Here is an 18654-nt window from a genome sequence, read left to right on the forward strand (position 1 = left end):
ACAACCGGTCCAGGCTCGAGTTCCGATGGGACGCGATGCCCTAAATCCGAAATCCATCCGCACAAATCCACCAAAAGGACGATCCATGGGACGGAACTCTTATCGGCTCACCGCCGCGGTAGCCGCCCTCGGCCTGTCGGCGTTCGCCGCGCCGTTCGCGCACGCCGAACCCGCGCCGCTGAACGGTCTGTTCGCATTGGCGCCCGGCGTCTGCTCCGGCGGTGCGGTGAGCGGCAGCTTCTTCCGGATGATCCTGCCGACCGGTGACGCGGGCGGCCCCTACCTGGCCAACAGCGACTCGGCCTGCAGCGATCAGACGGTGACCACACTGTCCGCGGGCAGTGACGGTGGCCTGGTCAGCGGCAGTTACCAACCGCAGCCCGCCGCGGCTTTCGACGGCGCGGGCAATGCGCGGTCGGGCCGGGTCACCACACCGGTCCGCTTCTACGGCGTCGATTTCGCGACCGCGACCAATCCGGCCGATCCGCAGACCGGCGGCGGCACCTCGGTGCCCGAGCTGTACTCCGACGGTGGGCAGCTGTCCGGCGATCTGAGCAGCCTCGGGGTCACCTGGAACAACCAGGTGTTCAACCAGGGCGCGCCGAAACCGGGTGGTGGGCTGCCCGGCAAGACCAGTCCGGTGCGCGGCACCATCGACGGCTCGGGCAATTTCGTGATCGAGTGGACGAGTCAGATCGTCGGCGGTCCGTTCAACAACTTCACCGGGCTGTGGCATCTGGCCGGTCGGTACCAGGGCGGCGTTCCGCAGGCCGCGCCTGCGGCCGCACCGATCGCCGCCCCACCCGCCGCGCCTGCGGCAGCACCCGCACCCGGCGCTCCGGCTCCCGCCGCGCCCGCGCCTGTAGCTCCCGCCGCGCCCGCGCCTGTAGCTCCGGCCGCACCCGCACCCGGTGCTCCGGCGGCAGCCGTACCCGCCGCTGTGCCGGTGGCGCAAAGTCAGCCCGTGCGCACCGATCCGGTGCTCGCCTCCAAGACGGTCGAGGTCCCGCGTGGTCGACACACCCCGGCGTGGGTGGTGCCGACGCTGCTCGTCGTCGCGGTCGCCGCGGCCGGTGTGTTCTTCAATGCGGACCGGATCGTCCGTCGGCAACGGCAGTGACAGCCGTGTCGGGGCTGCCCACCTATTCGGAGTTCGTCTCGAATCCGGAACCCGCGCCGCCGCGGCCGCTGAAGCGCTGGCCGTTCGTGCTGATCATCGGGATCGGCGCACTGCTGGTGCTCGCGCCGATCGTGACCGGCATGTTTCCCCGAGCGGTCAAGGGGGAGGCGATGATCGACGCGTTCGAGCCGTATATGACGCGGTCGAGCATCGACGGGTATCGGCATGATCTGCAGGTGCTCGACGACGCGCGGACGAACGTGCTCACGCTGCAGCGGAACGGACAGCAGCCGGGCAGTTTCGACCGCGTCGATCAGTTCGTCCGCGATTACCCGGAGATCAACTATCACATGTCCGGGATGATCGGCGCGATCGACGACAATCGGCAGAATTACGAAAAGCTCGCTGCGGTACCGCCTTTCGGTACCTTACCGTGGTTGTTCGCGCTGCCCGGTGTGATTCTCGTCGGTGCCGGGGTATTGGGCTATCGGCGCGCGCAGGAAGGTAAGCAGGCAGTGGTCTGGCGGTCGGTCGCCGGGCTCGCCGCGCTCGGGCTGATCGCGGTGCCGCTGCTCGGCGGGTTGTTCCCGGCCTCGCCCGCGGCGCAACCGCTGATCGATGACCTGCGTCCGATCCTCACCCACGACGAGGTCCGAAAGCTGCAGGGCTACTTCGTCACTCTCGTCGCGGCCGATGGTGAACTCAACAGTCGGTACACCGCCGCCGTCCGTACCACCCATCCGGAGGCGGACCTCACCGGGATCACCACCCTCGAAACCCGTTGGCAGCCGATGACTTCCCGTTTCGCCGCGCTGATCGGTGCGATGAACGACAACGTGCGCAACTTCGATGCGGTTGTCGCGTTGAATGATTCGACGCGCCCCCTCGGCTTCGGTGCGTTTCGTGGTCTCGGCTTCTTCTATCTGGTGCCGGGCATCTTCGTCCTGGCCGCCACGGTGGAGGGCCTTCGATTGCCGGGGCGGATGCTGGCGCGAGGTGCCGCATTGCGTGGAGCGAAAACGCCTGGCGGAGTGCGGAAATGACACGTAGTCGAACGACACGTCTGGCCGAACGTAGTAGGAGGGGATCCGGGATGAGCGGACGAAAGATGATCGCGGCCACCGTCTTGGCGGCGCTGGCGCTGGTGGTGTCCGGCTGTTCCAGCAGCGATGACGCACCCGCCTCGAACGGGCCGGAGCCGCTGGTCGGATTGCTGCGGTTCACGCCGGGTTCGGTGTCGGGCGACAGTGTCGCAGGCACCTGGTTCCGGATGGTGCAGCCCGGCGGCACGCCGGAGAAGGGCCCCTACATGCCCAACGGTGATTCCCCCGCGCAGGGCGGCTCGACCACCCTGCTCGAGCCGGGCACGGCGGGCGGCCTGCGCATCGGCGGATACCAGAGCGAACCGAACCCCGGTTTCGCGCAAGGGAACTCGCTGTCCGCGTCGATCACCAAGCCGACCAAGTTCTTCGCCGTAGAGTTCGGCATCTCCACCAACCCGGTGGACCCGCAGACCCAGCGGCGGGTGCCGCCGCCCGCGGTGACGAACGATGGCGGCAAGTTGACCGCCGACGTGTCGTCCTGGGCGGCCTCCTGGAACGACCAGGAGTTCAACCAGGGCGCGCCGAAGCCGCCGGAGAAGCAGGACGCCCAGGTGGCCGGCGCCGAACAGGTGCAGAAGGTCTGGGACTGGGTCGCCAAGCAGTGGTTCGACAAGCCCACTGCCGACGCCGCCCAAGGCCCCTCTGCCACCGGCACTTACGACGCGAAGACGCACAAGTTCACCCTGCAGTGGACCAGCCTCATCGTCGGCGGGCCGTTCAACGGCTTCACCGGCGTGTGGCACCTGGAGGGCTTATTCGAACCAGCCGCCGCCGCGCCGAATTCGCCCGCGGCCCCGGTCAAATAGACATCAGAAGGAGTACGGTCCGATGAGTTCTCGCACGACGACCCGGCCTGCGCTCGCCAGTGCCATCCGCGCGGTGGCCGCGCTGACGGTCATCGGCAGCGCCGTTGCGGTCACCGCGTTGACGGTGCGCCAGGACGACGACGTCACCAGCGTGGTGATCACCCAGGAGCAGCCCGCCGCCGCCGCGCGCCCCGCCGCGCCCGCGGCTCCGGCCGAGACTCCGGTGGCTCCGCCCGCACCCGTTGCCGCCGCGCCTGCCCCCGCGCCCGGCGGCGGCCCGGCCCCGGCCGCCTCGGTTCCGCTCGGCTCCGGCGGTGCCCCTGCCGTCGTCGCCATCAACCCGGGTACGGGCGCAGCGCCGAACGCCGGTGCGCCCAGTGGTTCAGTGCCCTTGGGCGCGGGCGCGCCGAACAGCTCGGTCCCGCTCGGTGGCGGTGCGCCGAACAGCTCCGTTCCGCTCGGCGGCGCGGGCGGTGCCAATCCGTTCGCCGCCGCCCCGCTCGCGGCGCAGCCCGCGTGCCCGATCGGCTGGCCCGCGCCGAAGCAGCAGGGCGGTCTCGCCTCGCTGATCGGCCTGGCCCCGCTGGCAGGCCCGTTCTCCTCGGAGGCCTTCGCGCTCGGCTCGGTCTACCAGCCCATCCTGCAGCTCGCGGGTCCGGTGCTGGCCGAGATCGCCCCGGTGCTTGCGCAGTACCAGCCCGCGATCGACCCGTTCATCACCCAGGTCCAGGGCGTCGAAGCCGTTGTCCTGCAAGCGATCCTGCCCTATTACGGACCGTACCGGGGTCAGCTGATCGCGGCCGAGGGTGAGCTCGCCAAGGTGCTGGCCCCGATCCTCACCAACGCCTACAACAGCGAGGCCGCCTCCTGCTTCGTCGCCTGGCAGGGTCAGATCATCGACCAGGCCAAGGGCGGCCGCATCACCGTCGCCTCCCTCGCCCACCCCGGCACCGTCGTAGAGCTCGGCCCCGAGTCCTGACCCCGCGCACCTCCTGTCGCCCCGCGCACGAATTCACCTGACATTCCGTGCGCGGCCCGACAAAAGGTGCGCAGCGACGATCGCCGCGTCGCGAACGGTCGCGCCGACACGGTGCGCGCTGATTGATGTCCCGCGCGCATCGTGTTGCCGCGCGCACGAATTGGCTGCGCATGTCGTGCGCAGCGCGACGAAAGGTGCGCTGCGACGGTCGCCGTGTCCGGTACGTCCGCGCCGACGTGGCGCGCGGTGTTCAGTGTGCTGCGCACGTTGTGCTGTGCCGCGCATGAATTTGCCATAGATATCGTGCGCGGCCTGATGGGACGCGCGCGGCGGGCGGCGGATCAGTGACCTTCGGTTGGTGTGGTGACGGCCGGAAATGTTCGGTGCATGGCGACACGCCTGAGAGTGGGATGGGTCACACTGGGTATATACATGGACGTCCAACTATAGGATGACCGCATACCGCGTTGCGGTGTCTTGGTCGGCTACCAGAACAGGACTGGCATGGTTCGCGAACTCACTCACTTCATCGGCGGGCAACACGTCGCGGGCGTCTCCGGCAACTTCGGCGACGTCTTCGACCCGAATCTCGGTCAGGTGCAGGCGCGCGTGCCGCTGGCGAGCAAGGCCGAGGTCGAGGCCGTCATCGCCAATGCCGAAGCGGCGCAGCCGGTGTGGGCCGCGTTCAACCCGCAGAAGCGGGCGCGGGTGCTGATGCGCTTCCTGACGCTGGTGCAGGACGAGATGGATTCGCTTGCGGCGCTGCTGTCTTCGGAGCACGGCAAGACCATCGCCGACGCGAAGGGCGATATCCAGCGCGGCCTCGAGGTGATCGAGTTCGCCGTCGGCGCACCGCACCTGCTCAAGGGGGAGTACACCGAGAGCGCGGGCACCGGCATCGACGTCTACTCGATGCGCCAGCCGCTCGGCGTGGTCGCGGGCATCACCCCGTTCAACTTCCCGGCGATGATCCCGCTGTGGAAGGCGGGCCCGGCGCTGGCCACCGGAAACGCGTTCGTGCTCAAGCCATCCGAGCGCGACCCGTCGGTGCCGCTGCGCCTGGCCGAGCTGTTCCTCGAGGCGGGCCTGCCGCCGGGCGTGTTCAACGTCGTCAACGGCGACAAGGTGGCCGTCGACGCGCTGCTACACGACCCGAGAATCAAGGCCGTCGGCTTCGTCGGCTCCACTCCGATCGCCCAGTACATCTACGAGACCGCGACCGCGAACGGCAAGCGCGCCCAGTGCTTCGGTGGCGCGAAGAACCACGCGATCGTCATGCCCGACGCCGACCTCGACGACGTCGCCGACCAATTGATCGGCGCCGGTTACGGTTCCGCGGGCGAGCGCTGCATGGCCATCTCGGTGGCCGTTCCGGTCGGTGAGGAGACCGCGGATCGCCTCCTGGCCAAGCTCACCGAGCGGGTGGAGAAGCTCAACATCGGCCGCTCCGACGATCCCGGCGCCGACTATGGCCCGCTCGTCGGCCAGGACGGCGTGGACCGGGTAAACAAGTACGTCCAGATCGGCATCGATGAGGGGGCCGAGCTGGTGATCGACGGTCGGGGTGTGACTGTCCCCGGTGGCGAGGACGGATACTTCGTCGGCGCAACGCTTTTCGACAAGGTCACCCCGGAAATGCGGATCTACAAGGAAGAGATCTTCGGTCCGGTGCTGACCGTGGTCCGCGCCAAGGACTATGAAGAGGGCTTGCGCCTGGCCAACGAGCACGAATACGGCAACGGCGTCGCGATTTTCACCCGCGACGGCGACACCGCCCGCGACTTCGCGGCCCGGGTGCAGGTCGGCATGGTCGGCATCAACGTGCCGATCCCGGTGCCGATCGCGTACTACACCTTCGGCGGCTGGAAGCGTTCCGGCTTCGGCGACCTGAACCAGCACGGCCCGGACTCGTTCCGCTTCTACACCAAGACCAAGACCGTCACGCAGCGCTGGCCTTCCGGTCTGAAGGAAAGCAACGCGTTCGTCATCCCGACCATGGACTGACGGATGTTCATCCTCGACGAAGACGAGAAGGCGATCCGCGACACCGCGCGCGGATTCGCCGACGAGTTCCTCGCCCCGAACGCCCTGGAATGGGATGAGCAGAAACACTTTCCGGTCGACGTGCTGCGCAAGGCGGGCCCGCTCGGCCTCGGCGGCATCTACGTCCAGGAGGACGTAGGCGGTTCGGGCCTGCGCAGGCTCGACGCCGTGCGCATCTTCGAGCAGCTCGCCACCGGCTGCCCGGCCATCGCGGCCTACATCTCCATCCACAACATGGCGACCTGGATGATCGACAGCTACGGCGATGCCGCACAGCGCTCGCGCTGGCTGCCGAAGCTGACGTCGATGGAGCTGCTGGCGAGTTACGCGCTGACCGAACCCGGGGCCGGCTCGGACGCGGCGGCCTTGAGCACCAAGGCCGTTCGCGACGGTGACGACTACATCTTCAACGGCACAAAACAATTCATCTCCGGCGCGGGCGCCACCGACGTGTACGTGGTGATGGCGCGCACCGGAGCGGACGGCGCCCGCGGCGTCTCGGCGTTCATCGTGCCCGCCGATACGCCGGGAGTCTCGTTCGGCGCCAACGAAAGAAAGATGGGCTGGCACGCGCAGCCGACCCGTCAGGTGATCTTCGAGGACGCCAGGGTGCCCGCGGCGAACCTGCTCGGCGCGGAAGGTGATGGCTTCCGCATCGCGATGAACGGACTCAACGGCGGTCGGTTGAACATCGCCGCCTGCTCGGTCGGTGGCGCGCAGGCGGCGCTGGACAAGACGGTGCCGTATCTGGCGGAGCGTCAGGCTTTCGGCAAGCCGTTGCTGAATAACGAGGCCCTGCGCTTCCAACTCGCCGACATGCGAACCGAATTGGAGGCCGCCCGCACCCTGCTGTGGCGGGCCGCGGCGGCGCTCGACGCCGACGCGCCGGACAAGGTCGAGTTGTGCGCGATGGCAAAGCGATTCGCGACCGACGCGGGCTTCGAGGTCGCGAACAAGGCGCTGCAACTGCACGGCGGCTACGGTTACCTGGCCGAATATGGCCTGGAGAAGATCGTCCGGGATCTGCGGGTGCACCAGATCCTGGAGGGCACCAACGAAATCATGCGGGTGGTCGTCGCCCGCGCGGTGGTAGGAGCGGCATGACGGAACCGGAAGTCCTGATCGACAAGCGCGATGGGCTCGGGCTCATCACGTTGAACCGGCCCAAGGCCATCAACGCGCTGAATCACGCGATGACACTTGCCATTACCGACGCACTGCGCGCCTGGGCGGACGACGACGAGGTACGCACCGTCGTCGTCACCGGTGCGGGGGAGCGCGGCCTGTGCGCGGGTGGCGACATCGTCGCGATCTACACCGACGCGACCGGCGGTGCCACCGGCGCGGATTCGCCGACCGGCCGCTTCTGGCGCGACGAGTACGTGCTCAACGCGCTGATCGGCCGCTACCCGAAGCCCTACCTGGTGGTGATGGACGGCATCGTGATGGGCGGCGGCGTCGGCCTGTCCGGGCACGGCAGCCACCGGATCGTCACCGAGCGGTCCAAGATCGGCATGCCCGAGGTCGGCATCGGCTTCGTCCCGGACGTCGGCGGCACCTACCTGCTCGCGCACAGCCCCGGCGAGCTCGGCGCGCACGTCGCGCTGACCACCGCCAGGATGACCGCGGGCGACGCCATCGCGGCAGGCTTCGCCGACTACTTTGTTGCCACCGAACACCTTCCGGGGCTGCTGGACACGCTGCGCACCGAGTCCGTCGAGGTCGCGATCGCCAAGTTCGCTACGGACGCACCGCAATCCGGCCTGCTCGGCCAGCGGGCGTGGATCGACGAGTGCTACCGCGCGGACACCGTCGAGGAGATCGTCGCCCGGCTGCAGGCACACGAGGCACCGGAGGCCGCCAAGGCCGCCGCCGACATTCTGACGAAATCGCCTGTCGCGCTGAAGGTGGCGTTACGGTCGTTGCGTTCGGCGCGCACCGCGCCGGACCTGGAGACGGTGCTGAACGAGGAATACCGGGTCTCCATCGCGGCGCTGTCCTCGCCCGATCTGGTGGAAGGCATCCGCGCGCAAGTTATCGATAAGGACCGCAATCCGCAGTGGTCACCGGCGACTCTCGCCGAGGTCACCACCGCGCAGGTCGACGCATACTTCGCCGAATTGGGCGATCAGGAACTGGGTTTGGTGAGCAATGACTGAGAAGATCGGATTCCTCGGACTCGGCCACATGGGTGCGCCGATGGCGGCGAACCTCGTCAAGGCCGGATATGAAGTGCTGGCCTACGATCCGGTGCCCGCTGCGCAGGAGCAGGCCATCAAGGACGGCGCCACCGTGGTGAGCACGGCCGTCGAGGCGGCCGACGCCGGTGTCGTGATCACCATGCTGCCCAACGGAAAACTCGTCCTCGACGTGTATGCCGAACTGCTGCCCGCCGCCAAGCCGGGCACCCTGTTCATCGACTGCTCCACCATCGATGTCGCCGACGCCAAGTCGGCCGCGGTCCTCGCCATCGGCGCGGGCCACCGCGCGCTGGACGCACCGGTCTCCGGCGGCGTCGCGGGCGCGGCGGCGGGCACGCTGACCTTCATGGTCGGCGGCGGCGCCGAGGACTTCGCCGACGCGCTGCCGCTGCTCGAGGTAATGGGCGGCAAGGTGGTGCACTGCGGCGGCTCCGGCGTCGGCCAGGCCGCCAAGATCTGCAACAACATGCTGCTCGGCATCTCGATGATCGGCCTCTCCGAGGCCCTGGTCCTCGGCGAAAAGCTCGGGCTGACCCACCAGTCGTTCTTCGACGTGGTCTCCACCGCCTCCGGCCAGAGCTGGGCGCTGACCACCTACTGTCCGGTGCCAGGCCCGGTGCCGACCAGCCCGGCGAACAACGACTACCAGCCCGGTTTCGCCACCGCCCTGATGAACAAGGATCTGGGCCTGGCCGCAAATGCGTTGCGCGAGAACGGCATCGACGGCCAACTCGGCCTGCTCGCGGCCGAGATCTACAACCGGTTCAACGAGTCGTCCGGCGGACGTGATTTCTCGGCCATCGTCACCGAGGTCCGAGACCGGAGTGATCGCCCCGGACCGGGCGCCTGACCGCGGCAAAACAATGGATGACACGTCTCGAACATGCGTTCGACTCGAGGTATTGTTCGAGCCGTGTCTCCACTCTCCCGCCAGGACTGGGCCAGGATGAACCTCGAACAGGTCCGTGACCAGCTGCTCGACGCGGCCGCGTTCGGCAAGTACCTGCCGCCCGAGCAGCTCGAGAATGCGGCGGGGAAGATCGCCGAGGGGTTGCGGGTCTATACGGAATTGACCCGTGACCGAGGTGACGTCGACTAGGGATTTATCCAATCCTGTTGCGCCATAAAAGCTTTAGCATATTGCCGGGACGTTGTGGAGGGGCCCGCAAACCCACCTCCTGTATCGTCACCGATATTCCTGACCATCCGACCTAGAAGGTGCCGAGTGACCGAATTCGAGACGATTCTGCTGGAGCGCAAGGGCCGGGTCGGCTGGATCACGCTGAACCGCCCGAAGGCGCTCAACGCACTCAACGCCCAGGTCCTCGACGACGTCATCGCCGCGCTCGACGAGCTGGAACGCGATGACGAGGTCGGCGCCGTGGTCATCACCGGATCGGAGCGGGCCTTCGCGGCGGGGGCCGACATCAAGGAGATGCAGCCGAAGTCGTACATGGACATGTTCCTGAACGACTACTTCGCGCGCTGGGACCGGCTCGCCCAGTTCCGCAAGCCGACCATTGCCGCGGTGGCCGGATACGCCCTCGGCGGCGGCTGTGAGCTGGCGATGATCTGCGACATCCTGATCGCGGCTGACACCGCGAAGTTCGGCCAGCCGGAGATCAAGCTCGGCGTCATCCCCGGCATCGGCGGCTCGCAGCGGCTCACCCGCGCGGTCGGCAAGGCCAAGGCGATGGACCTGGTGCTCACCGGTCGCAACATGGACGCCGAGGAGGCCGAGCGCGCCGGACTGGTCTCGCGCCTCGTGCCCGCCGCCGAACTGCTCGATACCGCGCTCGAGGTCGCCGACACCATCGCGTCGATGTCGTTGCCGGTCACCATGATTGCGAAGGAATCGGTGAACCGCTCCTTCGAAACCACCCTCGCCGAGGGCCTGCGTTTCGAACGCCGAGTGTTCCACTCGCTCTTCGCGATCGACGATCAAAAGGAAGGCATGACCGCCTTCGTGGAGAAGCGTCCCGCGAAATTCACCAACCGCTGATCCTGTCGACGCGAGTTCCCCAGCAGAATGTCTATCCACTTAGCCGGGGAAAGTCGGGCTAGCCGAAATGCGCGGGCGACGGTCCGACGATCTCCGCCGGTGTCGACGGGTTGCCGTGGCTCGGTTCGGCCGAAGGCCGGTCCATCGCAAGGATTCCCGCGATGGTCGCGCCGAGGGCCGCGGTCACCGCGACGGCGGCGATGAGCTTGCGGCGGTCGACCGGGCCGTGCACCAGCGACGCGGACAGCGCCGCGCCTGCCCGTGCGCGGTGCATCCGCACGTCGCCGCTGTGCCGTTCGGCCGCGAGCAGCACCGCGCCGCGAGCCGAGACGTAGTCAGGTTCCGGGTCGTAGATGATCGGCAGGTCGATCAATTCCGCGAGCTCGTCGCGGATGCTCGGATTGCGGGTGCAGCCGCCGAGCAGCACCAGCGCCTCGGGCCGCACGCCGCTCTCCTCGATGAGCTGACGCACGAACGACGCCGAGTGATGGATGCTCGCGGCACACAATTCCGCCAGGTCGCTGCGGGTGACCACCTCGCGGCCGCCGGAGATCGGGTCGATCGCGGTGACCACCCGCTCGCTGCTCAACGCCTCGCGATGCTTGCGGCTGGTCAGCTTGTCGGTGAGCACGCCGCCGCGCGCGAGCTGCCAGCGCAGCAGCGCGTCGTAGCCGTCGCCGCCGAGCACCGTGCTGCGTTTGCCCGCCAGGATGGTGTCGTTGCGGCAGTCGGCGTGCGTGATGGTCAGGCCGGAGGTGCCGAGGTCGTAGAGCAGTACCGAGCCGTCGTCGGGTAGCTGTCCGGTGAAACGGAGATAGCGCAGCTGGGCCAGCGGCTCGTCGACGATGGTGAGGCGGTTGCGGCCCGCCACGGTCCGGATCGCGTCGGCGTGCATGGTGCAGCGGCAGGTGACCGCGGTTCCGGTGACCAGTTCGTCGCGCCGATCGGCGGCGCCGCGCATCTGGCGGATGGCCTCGAAAACGGGTTCCTCGACTCCGCCGCCGGCGCGCCGAGGCACCTGACAGCGATCGATCGGCGGAAGGTGTGGCTGATCGGAATGAGTCAGCATCGCGCGTGCGCCACCAGCGCCCGCCGATACCCCCAAGACCAGCACCATGGTTTACATGGTGGACCCTTTTGTGCCCGCTGCCAAGACAACGGGCCGGGAAATTCGCTAGTTGGATGCCGGACCGTTACCCCGTGGTCAATCTGCGGGTGTAGGGAACCGTCCAGTACGGTCGTCTCGTTCTGGCTAGGTCGCGGACCAGCGCGCCTGTTCGTCGCCGGTGTCGAAGTCGCCTGCCGCGTGTCGGAATTCCGCGAGTAGCTGCAGCAGCGTGTGCAGCCGATCCGGCGCGAGGCCGGGCAGCGCGAAGACCTTCGTGTTGAGTTCCTCGGTCGCCTGCGCGACCAATTCTCTTCCGGCATCGGTGATCTCGATCAATGTCGCGCGGCGATCAGTGGGATGCGGCACCCGCTCGACCAGCTGTGCCGCCTCGAGTCGGTCGACGGTGTTGGTCACGCTGGTCGGGTGCACCTGCAGCCGGGCACTGGCCTTCGCCATCGGCAGCGCGCCGGTCTTGCTGAAGCTCAACAGCATGAGCAGTTCGTAGCGAGAGAAGGTCAAACCGGTCGGTTTCAGCGCTTCGTCCACCCGGGCCATCACGATTTGCTGGGCGCGCACCAGCGAGGTCACCGCGGCCATGCCGTCGGCCACCGCGCCCCAGCCGTGGCCGACCCATTGGCGATGGGCCTCCTCGATCGGGTCGAGCGGAAGTGGGCGTGGCCGAGACATGTTCCGATCATTCCATGCGGGCGGGCGCGGTTCGGGGACATCCAGGGCGGCTTCGGATCACACTGCGTCCGGCCCGCTTCGAATCAGCGTGAGTGCAAGGGTGTGTCGAGCCATCCGAACACGGCACTATCAATCACGAGGCGGGCGTGGCTGAGTGGTTGAGGCAACGGTCTGCAAAGCCGTTTACGCGGGTTCAATTCCCGCCGCTCGCTCCAACAGGGTTCGAGGGTCGCCTCTGGCGGTAACGCTCGGTTCGGCATATGTCACGGCCGAACCGAGCACCTCGAGCCGTTCGCGTCGGCTGGTGCTGCGCGCCCGGACCGGTCAGCCGAGTCCCGAGAAATCGCGCAACACAACGTGATTGCGATCTGCGGTGGTGCCGAGGGTGTAATCCGGGAGTAGGCCGAAGTATTCGGCTCTGGTGGCCGCGCTCCAGCGGCGGGCGGCCTCGGTGCGGGTTTTGTAGAAGTTGAGCATGTAGCCGCCTTCGTACAGGCGGAGCAGGCTGTAGCCGCCTGGATATTCTTTCACCGCAGCGACTTCCAGGAATTCGACGGCGCAGGCGGTGTCGGGGCGGGTGCGGTGGTTGCGGTGGGTATGCCCGCTGTGGTGCAGGAAGACGCCGGGGGAGCGCTCGTACAGTGCCTGCAGTTCGGCGCTGTCGCGGCCGTTGAGGACGAAGCTGGGGCCCGCGAGATTGGTCAGGCCCGATTCGATGGTGACCGGGTGGTGGCCGAAGACCAGGGTCGGGCGGTCGGGGTCGGCGCGTAGTCGGTCGGTGAAGAGGTCGAATTGCGGGCGGTCGATGGTGCCGCCGGAACCGTCGAGTTCGCTGGTGTCCAGGCCGAGCAGGCGTAGGCCTGCGGACTCCTGCTCGACCAGTTGCTGGCGTGGGAGGAAGGCCTCCGCCCAGCAGTCGTAGTGGTCGGCGGGGGCGGGTTGGCAGGCCGCGTAGTCGGGGCCGACATGTGGGCGATCGTGGTTGCCGCGCACGACGAGGTAGTCGCTGCCCAATGTGCCCCAAGCGTCGAACTGCGTGCGTACGGCGCGCGAATCCGCAAGGGACGCTTCGCTGGTGAGATCGCCCGCGATGAGCAGTCGTTCGGCGGCGCGGTCGGGGCGGCGTAGGTCGTCCAGCAGGGCGGCCAGCATCACCTCGGGATACGGCGGCACGTCCTGGCGGACGCCGGGTGGCAGGTTGGCGACGATCAAGCCGCTGACTTCTTCGCCGTAGTGCACGTCGTTGGCGAGGGCGAGGGTCTGCAGCGGACGGCCCGGCGGCGGCACCAATGTGGTGAATTCGCCGGTGCATTCGGGTGTTCCGGGACTTAGCGTGGTCAGCGAGAGCGCGGGGATCGCGCGTACGCCGTTGGACCAGGCCTCGAAACGGTAAGTGCGGCCGGGTTCGAGGTTGTCGATTTCGGCGTAGTGGAACGGGGTCGGCTGTGGGTCGGCGTACACCGGAACCGGCGCGCGAGCCGAATCCGCCGGAGCCAGGCGCAGTTCCGCGTCGGCATCCACCGGCACCAGCCGCCCGGCCGGATCCGGTGTCACCGTCGTCCAGGTCACGATCACCGACCGATCGGTGATCGTGACCACCTCCAGATCGATCGCGATCAGCGGATTCGGTTGTGCCCGCACCGAACCCGGCCGCGCCAACGGCAGCAGGGTGGCGAGACCGATGGCGCCGAGCACGGTTCGCCGGGTCGGCCCGCAGCACGACTTGCCGATGGCTCCCTGGTTCATGCGTGTGGGTGCGGCGTCAATTCTTGCCCGAGCCCGCGGAGCAGACCTTCCACTTACCGTCTTCCTTCTTCAGGTGTTCGGTGGTGCTGGTGTCGGTGTCGGGTGCCTGACCCGGTACTTCGAGGGTGAGCTTGCCGACGATGTGCGCGGTCGCGGTTTCGCCGGTGATCACGATGTTTTCGATCTTATCGATGTTCACCGCGACCGTCGCCGACTCGAATTCCTGCTTCTGTTCCTCGGGCAAGGCCTCGAACTCGGCGCGATCCGCCGCGCACGCCTTGGCCGCGGCCGCCCGGAATCCCTTGGACTCCAGCGTGTCGTAGAAGTCGTGCACCGCCACCTCGATCCGCTTGCCGTCGGAGGCGAGCGGTCCCTTCCCGTGCGCGGTCAATACGGCACCGAGCACCACGACGCCGCCGAGCGCGAGCAGCACCACGACCACCAGTCCGACGATGAGACCGACCTTGCTCTTGCGTGACGGCTGACGCCCAGGTGGTGGCGGTGGATAGCCGCCCTGCGGATAGCCGGTCGGCGGCGGATATTCGGTGGGCTGCTGCGGATACTGCGGTCCTTGCTGCGGCGGCTGCCCGCCCGGCGGAAAAGTCATCGTCTCGTCCTCCGTCAGCCCCCCTCGGCTCACTCGAAGGTTACGGCAACCGCGCCGCCGAGCGAGCGGAAAACGGCCCCGGCCCGAGCGACGGCCGCGCCGGTCGCCGGGTGTACGGCGACGTTCCGTCGGCGGACGCCTATATTGGCCGGGTGCGGGATCACCGCCCAGCTTCATTCGTGCAGAAGGAGATTCGGATGCGCAGGCTATTCGTCATGTCCGTCCTCGGCGTCGGGCTGCTGGCGATCGCGCAGGGCGCGGGAACCGCAGGGGCCGACCCAGCGCCCGCCGGCCAGGGAACGCTGCGGGTGCAGGCGGCGACCACCGGGTCCGAATCGTCGCCCGTCGCGGGCGTTCAGGTCGGCATCACCACCTGCGCGGCCGGACCGATGCTCACCACCCTGGCCACCGGCCCGGACGGCAGCGCCACCACAAACCTGCCCCCCGGCTGCTACCTGGCCCAGTTCACGTCGGCGTCCGGCTGCGAGCCGAAGAGCACAACCTCGGTCAAGGTGGACGTCATCCCCGCCGCCACCCAGACCGCAGCTTTCCAGGTCAGCTGCGCCTGAGAACCGTTGCGGTTAAACGAAAGAGGCCCCGACCAGCTGGTCGGGGCCTCTTTCGGTGGTGCCCTCGGCAGGATTCGAACCTGCGGCCTTCTGCTCCGGAGGCAGACGCTCTATCCCCTGAGCTACGAGGGCGGGATAGGACTCGAGCGGGGGCGGGGAGCCGCCGATCGGGCGGGGAAAGCGTATCGCATCGGTCGCCGGGAGCCAAAAAGGGTTGTCGGGGGCGGCGGTTGGGGGTCAGTTCGGCGGGAGGGGGGTGGCGCCGCGGGCGGTGAGCATGGTGGTGATGAGTTGGGCTTCGCCGCGTTGGGTTTTGTCCATGGTGTCGGCGAGGGTGCGCACAGCGGTGGTTTCGGCGTGCTGGGCCGCGTATTGGATCATCGAGAGGCCGCCCTGGTGGTGGCGCAGCATGAGTTGCAGGAAGAGGGTGTCGAGCTGCGGGCCGGTGGCTTGGCGCAGCGCGGCGAGTTCGGCGGGGGTGGCCATGCCGGGCATGGTCTGCATCGGGCCGGACATGGTCTGGGTCGCGCCGGCGTGCCCGTGGCCGCCGGGCTGGTCGTTCATCCAGCCCATATAGCCGTCGACGCTCTGCGCGGGCTTGCCCCACAGCTGCAGCCAGCCCTGCATCCGGCCGACCTGATTCTGCTGGGTGGTCATGATGTCGTAGGCGAGGCGGCGCACGTCGGTGTCGGTGGAGCGGACCAGCACCACGCCCGCCATCTCGACGGCCTGCGCGTGATGGGCCGACATGTCCTGGGTGAAGCCGACGTCCACCGCGCCGGGATCCGGTTCGGACGAGTTGTTCAGCGGCAGCCGGATCAGCGTGCCGATGGCGACGCCGATCAGGATGGCGCCGATCACGCCGAGAATCAGCAGCGCGGTGCCTTGGCGACGGACCTGGGCGCCGAGGCCGGATTCCGTGGAATCCGGCTCGACCTCGGTGGTCACTACTGGCTCGGCTGCGGCTGGCCCGGCGCGGGCTGGGCCGGATTCGGCGCGGGCCGCGGTGCTGGCTGGTTCGGGAGCGGCGCGCCGGGCAGCCCGGGCAGGCCAGGCACACCGGGCACGCCCGGCAGACCGCCGGGCATGCCGCCGACCTCACCCTGATCCTGCTGCAGGCCCTTGCCGTCCATCGGCACCGCGTTCGGTCCGGGCGGCGTCGGGTCGAACGGCGGCGGGTTGTCGGTGTCGAACGCGATCGTCGAGCAGTCCGCGCCGACCTCGGGGTAGGTGTAGTTGTTCAGGCGCAGCGCCGTGATGAACTGGCCGACGCGATTGTCGTCGGCGCTGTCCAGCTTCAGCTGATGTCCCCACGACTGCAGCGAAACCGCGTGGTCCAAACCGGGATACGGCGACATCAACGAGTACGGCTTGCCCTGCACCTTGCTCTTCAGCGAGGCGATGCCCGCCGCATCCACCTTGTCCGGGTTGTAGGCGATCCACACCGCGCCGTGCTCGAGCGAGTGCACCGCGTTCTCCATCCGGATCGGCTTGTCGTACACGACACCGGTACAGGTCGCCCAGGACGCGTCGTGCGGTCCGCCGAACGCGGGGCTCTGGTCGTAGGCCACCCGCTGGGTCGGGCCGATGTGCAGCCCGGCCGGGTACTCCTTCTTGACCACGCCGGCGATCGAATCGGAGGGATCCTTGCGTTCCGCGCTCGGCGTGAACTTCTCCAAGTCCGCCTTCTCCTGGTACTTGGGTACCAGGCTGTAGGCGAGGGCACCGATCAGTGCGATGATGACTACGGCCGCGCCGATGGCCAGCCAGGGGATCTGACGATTCTTCTTGGGAAGTTGGCCGCGCCCGCCCCCTTTGCGGGACCCGGACAACTTGGCGGCGGCCTTGGCCGATTTGGCGCTGGGACTACTCGGCATCGCTCGTTGTGCTCTCTCGAAGTGATGGATCCGCACGTGCTGTGGATTGCGGACGGTTCCGGCGCAGTGCCCACTCGAGGTGTACACCCGCCAAGACCATAGGATAGAGACTCGTGACTCCAGCTGACCTTGCAGATCTCCTTCGCGCCACTGCGGCGAAGGTGCTTGTCGAACGCGGACTGGACCCCGCGGTCCTGCCCGACGAGGTCACTGTCGAGCGCCCCCGCAACCCTGAACACGGTGACTATGCCACGAATGTGGCGATGAAGGTCGCGAAAAAGGCAGGCGCGAATCCGCGCGATCTGGCGACCTGGCTCGCCGAGGCGCTCAGCGCCGCCGACGAGGTGGCCTCCGCCGAAGTGGCCGGGCCCGGCTTCCTGAACATCCGGCTCGCCGCGTCCGCGCAGGGCGCGATCCTCGAGCAGGTGCTCGCCGCCGGGACCGCGTACGGCAGCTCGGAGACGCTGAAGGGCACCAGGATCAACCTGGAGTTCGTTTCCGCCAACCCGACCGGGCCGGTGCATCTCGGCGGCACCCGGTGGGCCGCGGCGGGCGACGCGCTCGGCCGGATCCTGGCCGCGCAGGGCGCCGACGTGGTGCGCGAGTACTACTTCAACGATCACGGCGCGCAGATCGAACGGTTCGCCAGGTCGCTGGTCGCGGCGGCCACCGGCGCGCCGACCCCGGACGACGGCTACGCGGGCGCCTACATCGGCGAGATCGCGGCCACCATCGTGGCCGCGCACCCGGAGGCGCCGTCGCTGCCCGAGGACGAACGGCAGGAGCTGTTCCGCGCCGAGGGCGTCGAGCTGATGTTCGCGCAGATCCGGCAGTCGCTGCACGAGTTCGGCACCGACTTCGACGTGTTCTTCAACGAGAGCTCGCTGTTCGAGTCCGGCGCGGTGGAGCAGGCCGTCGCCAAGCTCAAGGATTCCGGCGACCTTTATGAAAAGGACGGCGCCTGGTGGATCGCGAGTTCGGAATACGGTGACGATCAGGATCGCGTTGTCATCAAAAGCGACGGCAAGCCCGCTTATGTCGCGGGCGATATCGCCTACTTCCAGAACAAGCGGGATCGCGGTTTCGATCTGTGCATTTACATGCTCGGCGCCGACCATCACGGTTATATCGGTCGGTTGAAGGCGATCGCGTCGGTTTCCGGGGATGATCCGGCCACCGTCGAGGTGCTGATCGGGCAGATGGTGAATCTGCTCAAAGACGGTGTCGCCGTGAAAATGAGCAAGCGTGCGGGCACCGTGGTCACCCTCGAGGATTTGGTCGAGGCGATCGGCATCGACGCGGGCCGGTATGTGCTGGTTCGCTCCTCGGTGAATTCGAGCATCGATATCGACCTCGACCTCTGGACCAGCCAGAGCAGCGAAAACCCGGTCTACTACGTGCAATACGCGCACGCGCGGACCGCGTCGATCGCGCGCAATGCCGCCGAGCTCGAATACGACAAGGTGACACCGGATCTCGCGCTGCTGACCTCCGACGAGGAGGGCGAACTCATCCGCACCCTCGGCGAGTACCCCAGGGTGGTGAGCAGCGCCGCCGGCCTGCGCGAGCCGCACCGGGTGGCCCGCTACCTGGAGGAACTGGCCGGTACCTACCACCGCTTCCAGACCAACAAGAACCTGCGCGTGCTGCCCCTCGGCGACGAGCCGGTCAGCCCGACCAATGCCGCGCGTTTGGTGATGGTCAACGCGACCCGTCAGGTCCTCGCGAACGGCCTCGCCCTGCTCGGCGTCAGCGCACCGGAGCGCATGTGAACGGGCACAAGACTTTTCAGACGAGCGCCAGGGA

18 protein-coding genes and 2 tRNA genes are annotated in these 18654 nt (G+C 68.0%); 13 read left to right on the forward strand and 7 right to left on the reverse strand.

Annotation, left to right across the window (positions count from 1 at the left end):
* Positions 1-85 precede the first annotated feature (85 nt).
* The 10 genes from ACIBK2_RS10615 (at position 86) to ACIBK2_RS10660 (ending at position 10254) form a co-directional block, all read left to right on the forward strand.
* Entirely contained in the window at positions 86-1120 is a 1035-nt protein-coding gene (locus ACIBK2_RS10615; RefSeq protein ID WP_396965751.1) for a hypothetical protein, read from the forward strand.
* A complete protein-coding gene (locus ACIBK2_RS10620; RefSeq protein WP_396965753.1) occupies positions 1117-2163 on the forward strand; it encodes a hypothetical protein in 1047 nt (348 codons plus the stop codon). Before ACIBK2_RS10615 ends, ACIBK2_RS10620 begins: the two co-directional genes overlap by 4 nt.
* 50 nt (positions 2164-2213) lie before the next feature.
* A complete protein-coding gene (locus ACIBK2_RS10625; RefSeq protein ID WP_357386732.1) occupies positions 2214-3029 on the forward strand; it encodes a hypothetical protein in 816 nt (271 codons plus the stop codon).
* 22 nt (positions 3030-3051) lie between these two features.
* The gene (locus ACIBK2_RS10630; RefSeq protein WP_396965755.1) at positions 3052-4008 is read left to right on the forward strand and encodes a hypothetical protein; all 957 of its coding nucleotides are present in this window, start codon (positions 3052-3054) and stop codon (positions 4006-4008) included.
* 504 nt (positions 4009-4512) lie between these two features.
* On the forward strand, positions 4513-6012 hold the full coding sequence (locus ACIBK2_RS10635; protein ID WP_396965757.1) for a CoA-acylating methylmalonate-semialdehyde dehydrogenase: 1500 nt from the start codon (positions 4513-4515) through the stop codon (positions 6010-6012).
* Between the two features lie 3 nt (positions 6013-6015).
* Positions 6016-7155 carry an acyl-CoA dehydrogenase family protein gene (locus ACIBK2_RS10640; RefSeq protein ID WP_396965759.1) on the forward strand — a complete coding sequence of 380 codons (1140 nt, stop codon included), beginning with the start codon at positions 6016-6018 and terminating at the stop codon, positions 7153-7155.
* Positions 7152-8210 (forward strand): enoyl-CoA hydratase/isomerase family protein, encoded by a 1059-nt coding sequence (locus tag ACIBK2_RS10645; protein WP_396965761.1) that lies wholly within the window; start codon positions 7152-7154, stop codon positions 8208-8210. Before ACIBK2_RS10640 ends, ACIBK2_RS10645 begins: the two co-directional genes overlap by 4 nt.
* Positions 8203-9102: a 3-hydroxyisobutyrate dehydrogenase gene (gene mmsB, locus ACIBK2_RS10650; protein ID WP_396965763.1), complete on the forward strand. Its 900-nt coding sequence runs from the start codon at positions 8203-8205 to the stop codon at positions 9100-9102. Before ACIBK2_RS10645 ends, mmsB begins: the two co-directional genes overlap by 8 nt.
* A 63-nt stretch (positions 9103-9165) precedes the next feature.
* Positions 9166-9351 (forward strand): DUF6374 family protein, encoded by a 186-nt coding sequence (locus ACIBK2_RS10655; RefSeq protein ID WP_396965765.1) that lies wholly within the window; start codon positions 9166-9168, stop codon positions 9349-9351.
* 126 nt (positions 9352-9477) lie between these two features.
* Positions 9478-10254, forward strand: a complete 777-nt coding sequence (locus ACIBK2_RS10660) for an enoyl-CoA hydratase (RefSeq protein ID WP_396965767.1) — start codon at positions 9478-9480, stop codon at positions 10252-10254.
* A gap of 58 nt (positions 10255-10312) precedes the next feature.
* Here ACIBK2_RS10660 and ACIBK2_RS10665 read toward each other — a convergent pair whose 3' ends face one another.
* Entirely contained in the window at positions 10313-11371 is a 1059-nt protein-coding gene (locus ACIBK2_RS10665) for an Hsp70 family protein (protein WP_396965769.1), read from the reverse strand.
* Between the two features lie 135 nt (positions 11372-11506).
* A complete protein-coding gene (locus ACIBK2_RS10670; RefSeq protein ID WP_396965771.1) occupies positions 11507-12049 on the reverse strand; it encodes a MarR family winged helix-turn-helix transcriptional regulator in 543 nt (180 codons plus the stop codon).
* Between the two features lie 140 nt (positions 12050-12189).
* Here ACIBK2_RS10670 and ACIBK2_RS10675 point away from each other — a divergent pair.
* Positions 12190-12264: transfer RNA gene (locus ACIBK2_RS10675), tRNA-Cys, on the forward strand.
* Positions 12265-12373: 109 nt separating this feature from the next.
* Here ACIBK2_RS10675 and ACIBK2_RS10680 read toward each other — a convergent pair.
* Positions 12374-13795, reverse strand: coding sequence for a metallophosphoesterase (locus ACIBK2_RS10680; protein WP_396965773.1), 1422 nt, complete (start codon positions 13793-13795; stop codon positions 12374-12376).
* Positions 13796-13811: 16 nt separating this feature from the next.
* The gene (locus ACIBK2_RS10685; RefSeq protein ID WP_396965775.1) at positions 13812-14402 is read right to left on the reverse strand and encodes a hypothetical protein; all 591 of its coding nucleotides are present in this window, start codon (positions 14400-14402) and stop codon (positions 13812-13814) included.
* A 197-nt stretch (positions 14403-14599) separates the two neighbouring features.
* Between ACIBK2_RS10685 and ACIBK2_RS10690 the strand changes: the two genes are divergently transcribed.
* Complete coding sequence (locus tag ACIBK2_RS10690; protein WP_396965777.1) at positions 14600-14971, forward strand: hypothetical protein; 372 nt, start codon at positions 14600-14602, stop codon at positions 14969-14971.
* Between the two features lie 56 nt (positions 14972-15027).
* On the opposite strand, the gene ACIBK2_RS10695 is transcribed toward ACIBK2_RS10690, so the two are convergent.
* The 3 genes from ACIBK2_RS10695 to ACIBK2_RS10705 form a co-directional block, all read right to left on the reverse strand.
* Positions 15028-15103: transfer RNA gene (locus ACIBK2_RS10695), tRNA-Arg, on the reverse strand.
* Between the two features lie 105 nt (positions 15104-15208).
* Complete coding sequence (locus tag ACIBK2_RS10700) at positions 15209-15919, reverse strand: DUF305 domain-containing protein (RefSeq protein WP_396965779.1); 711 nt, start codon at positions 15917-15919, stop codon at positions 15209-15211.
* Positions 15919-16848, reverse strand: coding sequence for a DUF3105 domain-containing protein (locus ACIBK2_RS10705; protein WP_396965781.1), 930 nt, complete (start codon positions 16846-16848; stop codon positions 15919-15921). Before ACIBK2_RS10705 ends, ACIBK2_RS10700 begins: the two co-directional genes overlap by 1 nt.
* A 113-nt stretch (positions 16849-16961) precedes the next feature.
* Here ACIBK2_RS10705 and argS point away from each other — a divergent pair, with 113 nt between their 5' ends.
* Positions 16962-18620, forward strand: a complete 1659-nt coding sequence (gene argS, locus ACIBK2_RS10710) for an arginine--tRNA ligase (RefSeq protein WP_396965783.1) — start codon at positions 16962-16964, stop codon at positions 18618-18620.
* The last annotated feature ends 34 nt before the right edge of the window (positions 18621-18654 follow it).

This window comes from Nocardia sp. NPDC050175, assembly GCF_044459885.1.
Lineage (GTDB): Bacteria > Actinomycetota > Actinomycetes > Mycobacteriales > Mycobacteriaceae > Nocardia.

Excerpts from the sequence above, each read along its gene's own strand:
- ACIBK2_RS10640 (WP_396965759.1), top strand. The coding sequence starts at position 6,016 with ATGTTCATCCTCGACGAAGACGAGAAGGCGATCCGCGACACCGCGCGC.
- ACIBK2_RS10685 (WP_396965775.1), bottom strand. The coding sequence starts at position 14,402 with ATGACTTTTCCGCCGGGCGGGCAGCCGCCGCAGCAAGGACCGCAGTAT.
- ACIBK2_RS10670 (WP_396965771.1), bottom strand. The coding sequence starts at position 12,049 with ATGTCTCGGCCACGCCCACTTCCGCTCGACCCGATCGAGGAGGCCCAT.
- ACIBK2_RS10645 (WP_396965761.1), top strand. The coding sequence starts at position 7,152 with ATGACGGAACCGGAAGTCCTGATCGACAAGCGCGATGGGCTCGGGCTC.
- ACIBK2_RS10665 (WP_396965769.1), bottom strand. The coding sequence starts at position 11,371 with ATGGTGCTGGTCTTGGGGGTATCGGCGGGCGCTGGTGGCGCACGCGCG.
- ACIBK2_RS10625 (WP_357386732.1), top strand. The coding sequence starts at position 2,214 with ATGAGCGGACGAAAGATGATCGCGGCCACCGTCTTGGCGGCGCTGGCG.
- mmsB (WP_396965763.1), top strand. The coding sequence starts at position 8,203 with ATGACTGAGAAGATCGGATTCCTCGGACTCGGCCACATGGGTGCGCCG.
- ACIBK2_RS10690 (WP_396965777.1), top strand. The coding sequence starts at position 14,600 with ATGCGCAGGCTATTCGTCATGTCCGTCCTCGGCGTCGGGCTGCTGGCG.
- ACIBK2_RS10680 (WP_396965773.1), bottom strand. The coding sequence starts at position 13,795 with ATGAACCAGGGAGCCATCGGCAAGTCGTGCTGCGGGCCGACCCGGCGA.
- ACIBK2_RS10635 (WP_396965757.1), top strand. The coding sequence starts at position 4,513 with ATGGTTCGCGAACTCACTCACTTCATCGGCGGGCAACACGTCGCGGGC.
- ACIBK2_RS10630 (WP_396965755.1), top strand. The coding sequence starts at position 3,052 with ATGAGTTCTCGCACGACGACCCGGCCTGCGCTCGCCAGTGCCATCCGC.
- ACIBK2_RS10615 (WP_396965751.1), top strand. The coding sequence starts at position 86 with ATGGGACGGAACTCTTATCGGCTCACCGCCGCGGTAGCCGCCCTCGGC.
- ACIBK2_RS10705 (WP_396965781.1), bottom strand. The coding sequence starts at position 16,848 with ATGCCGAGTAGTCCCAGCGCCAAATCGGCCAAGGCCGCCGCCAAGTTG.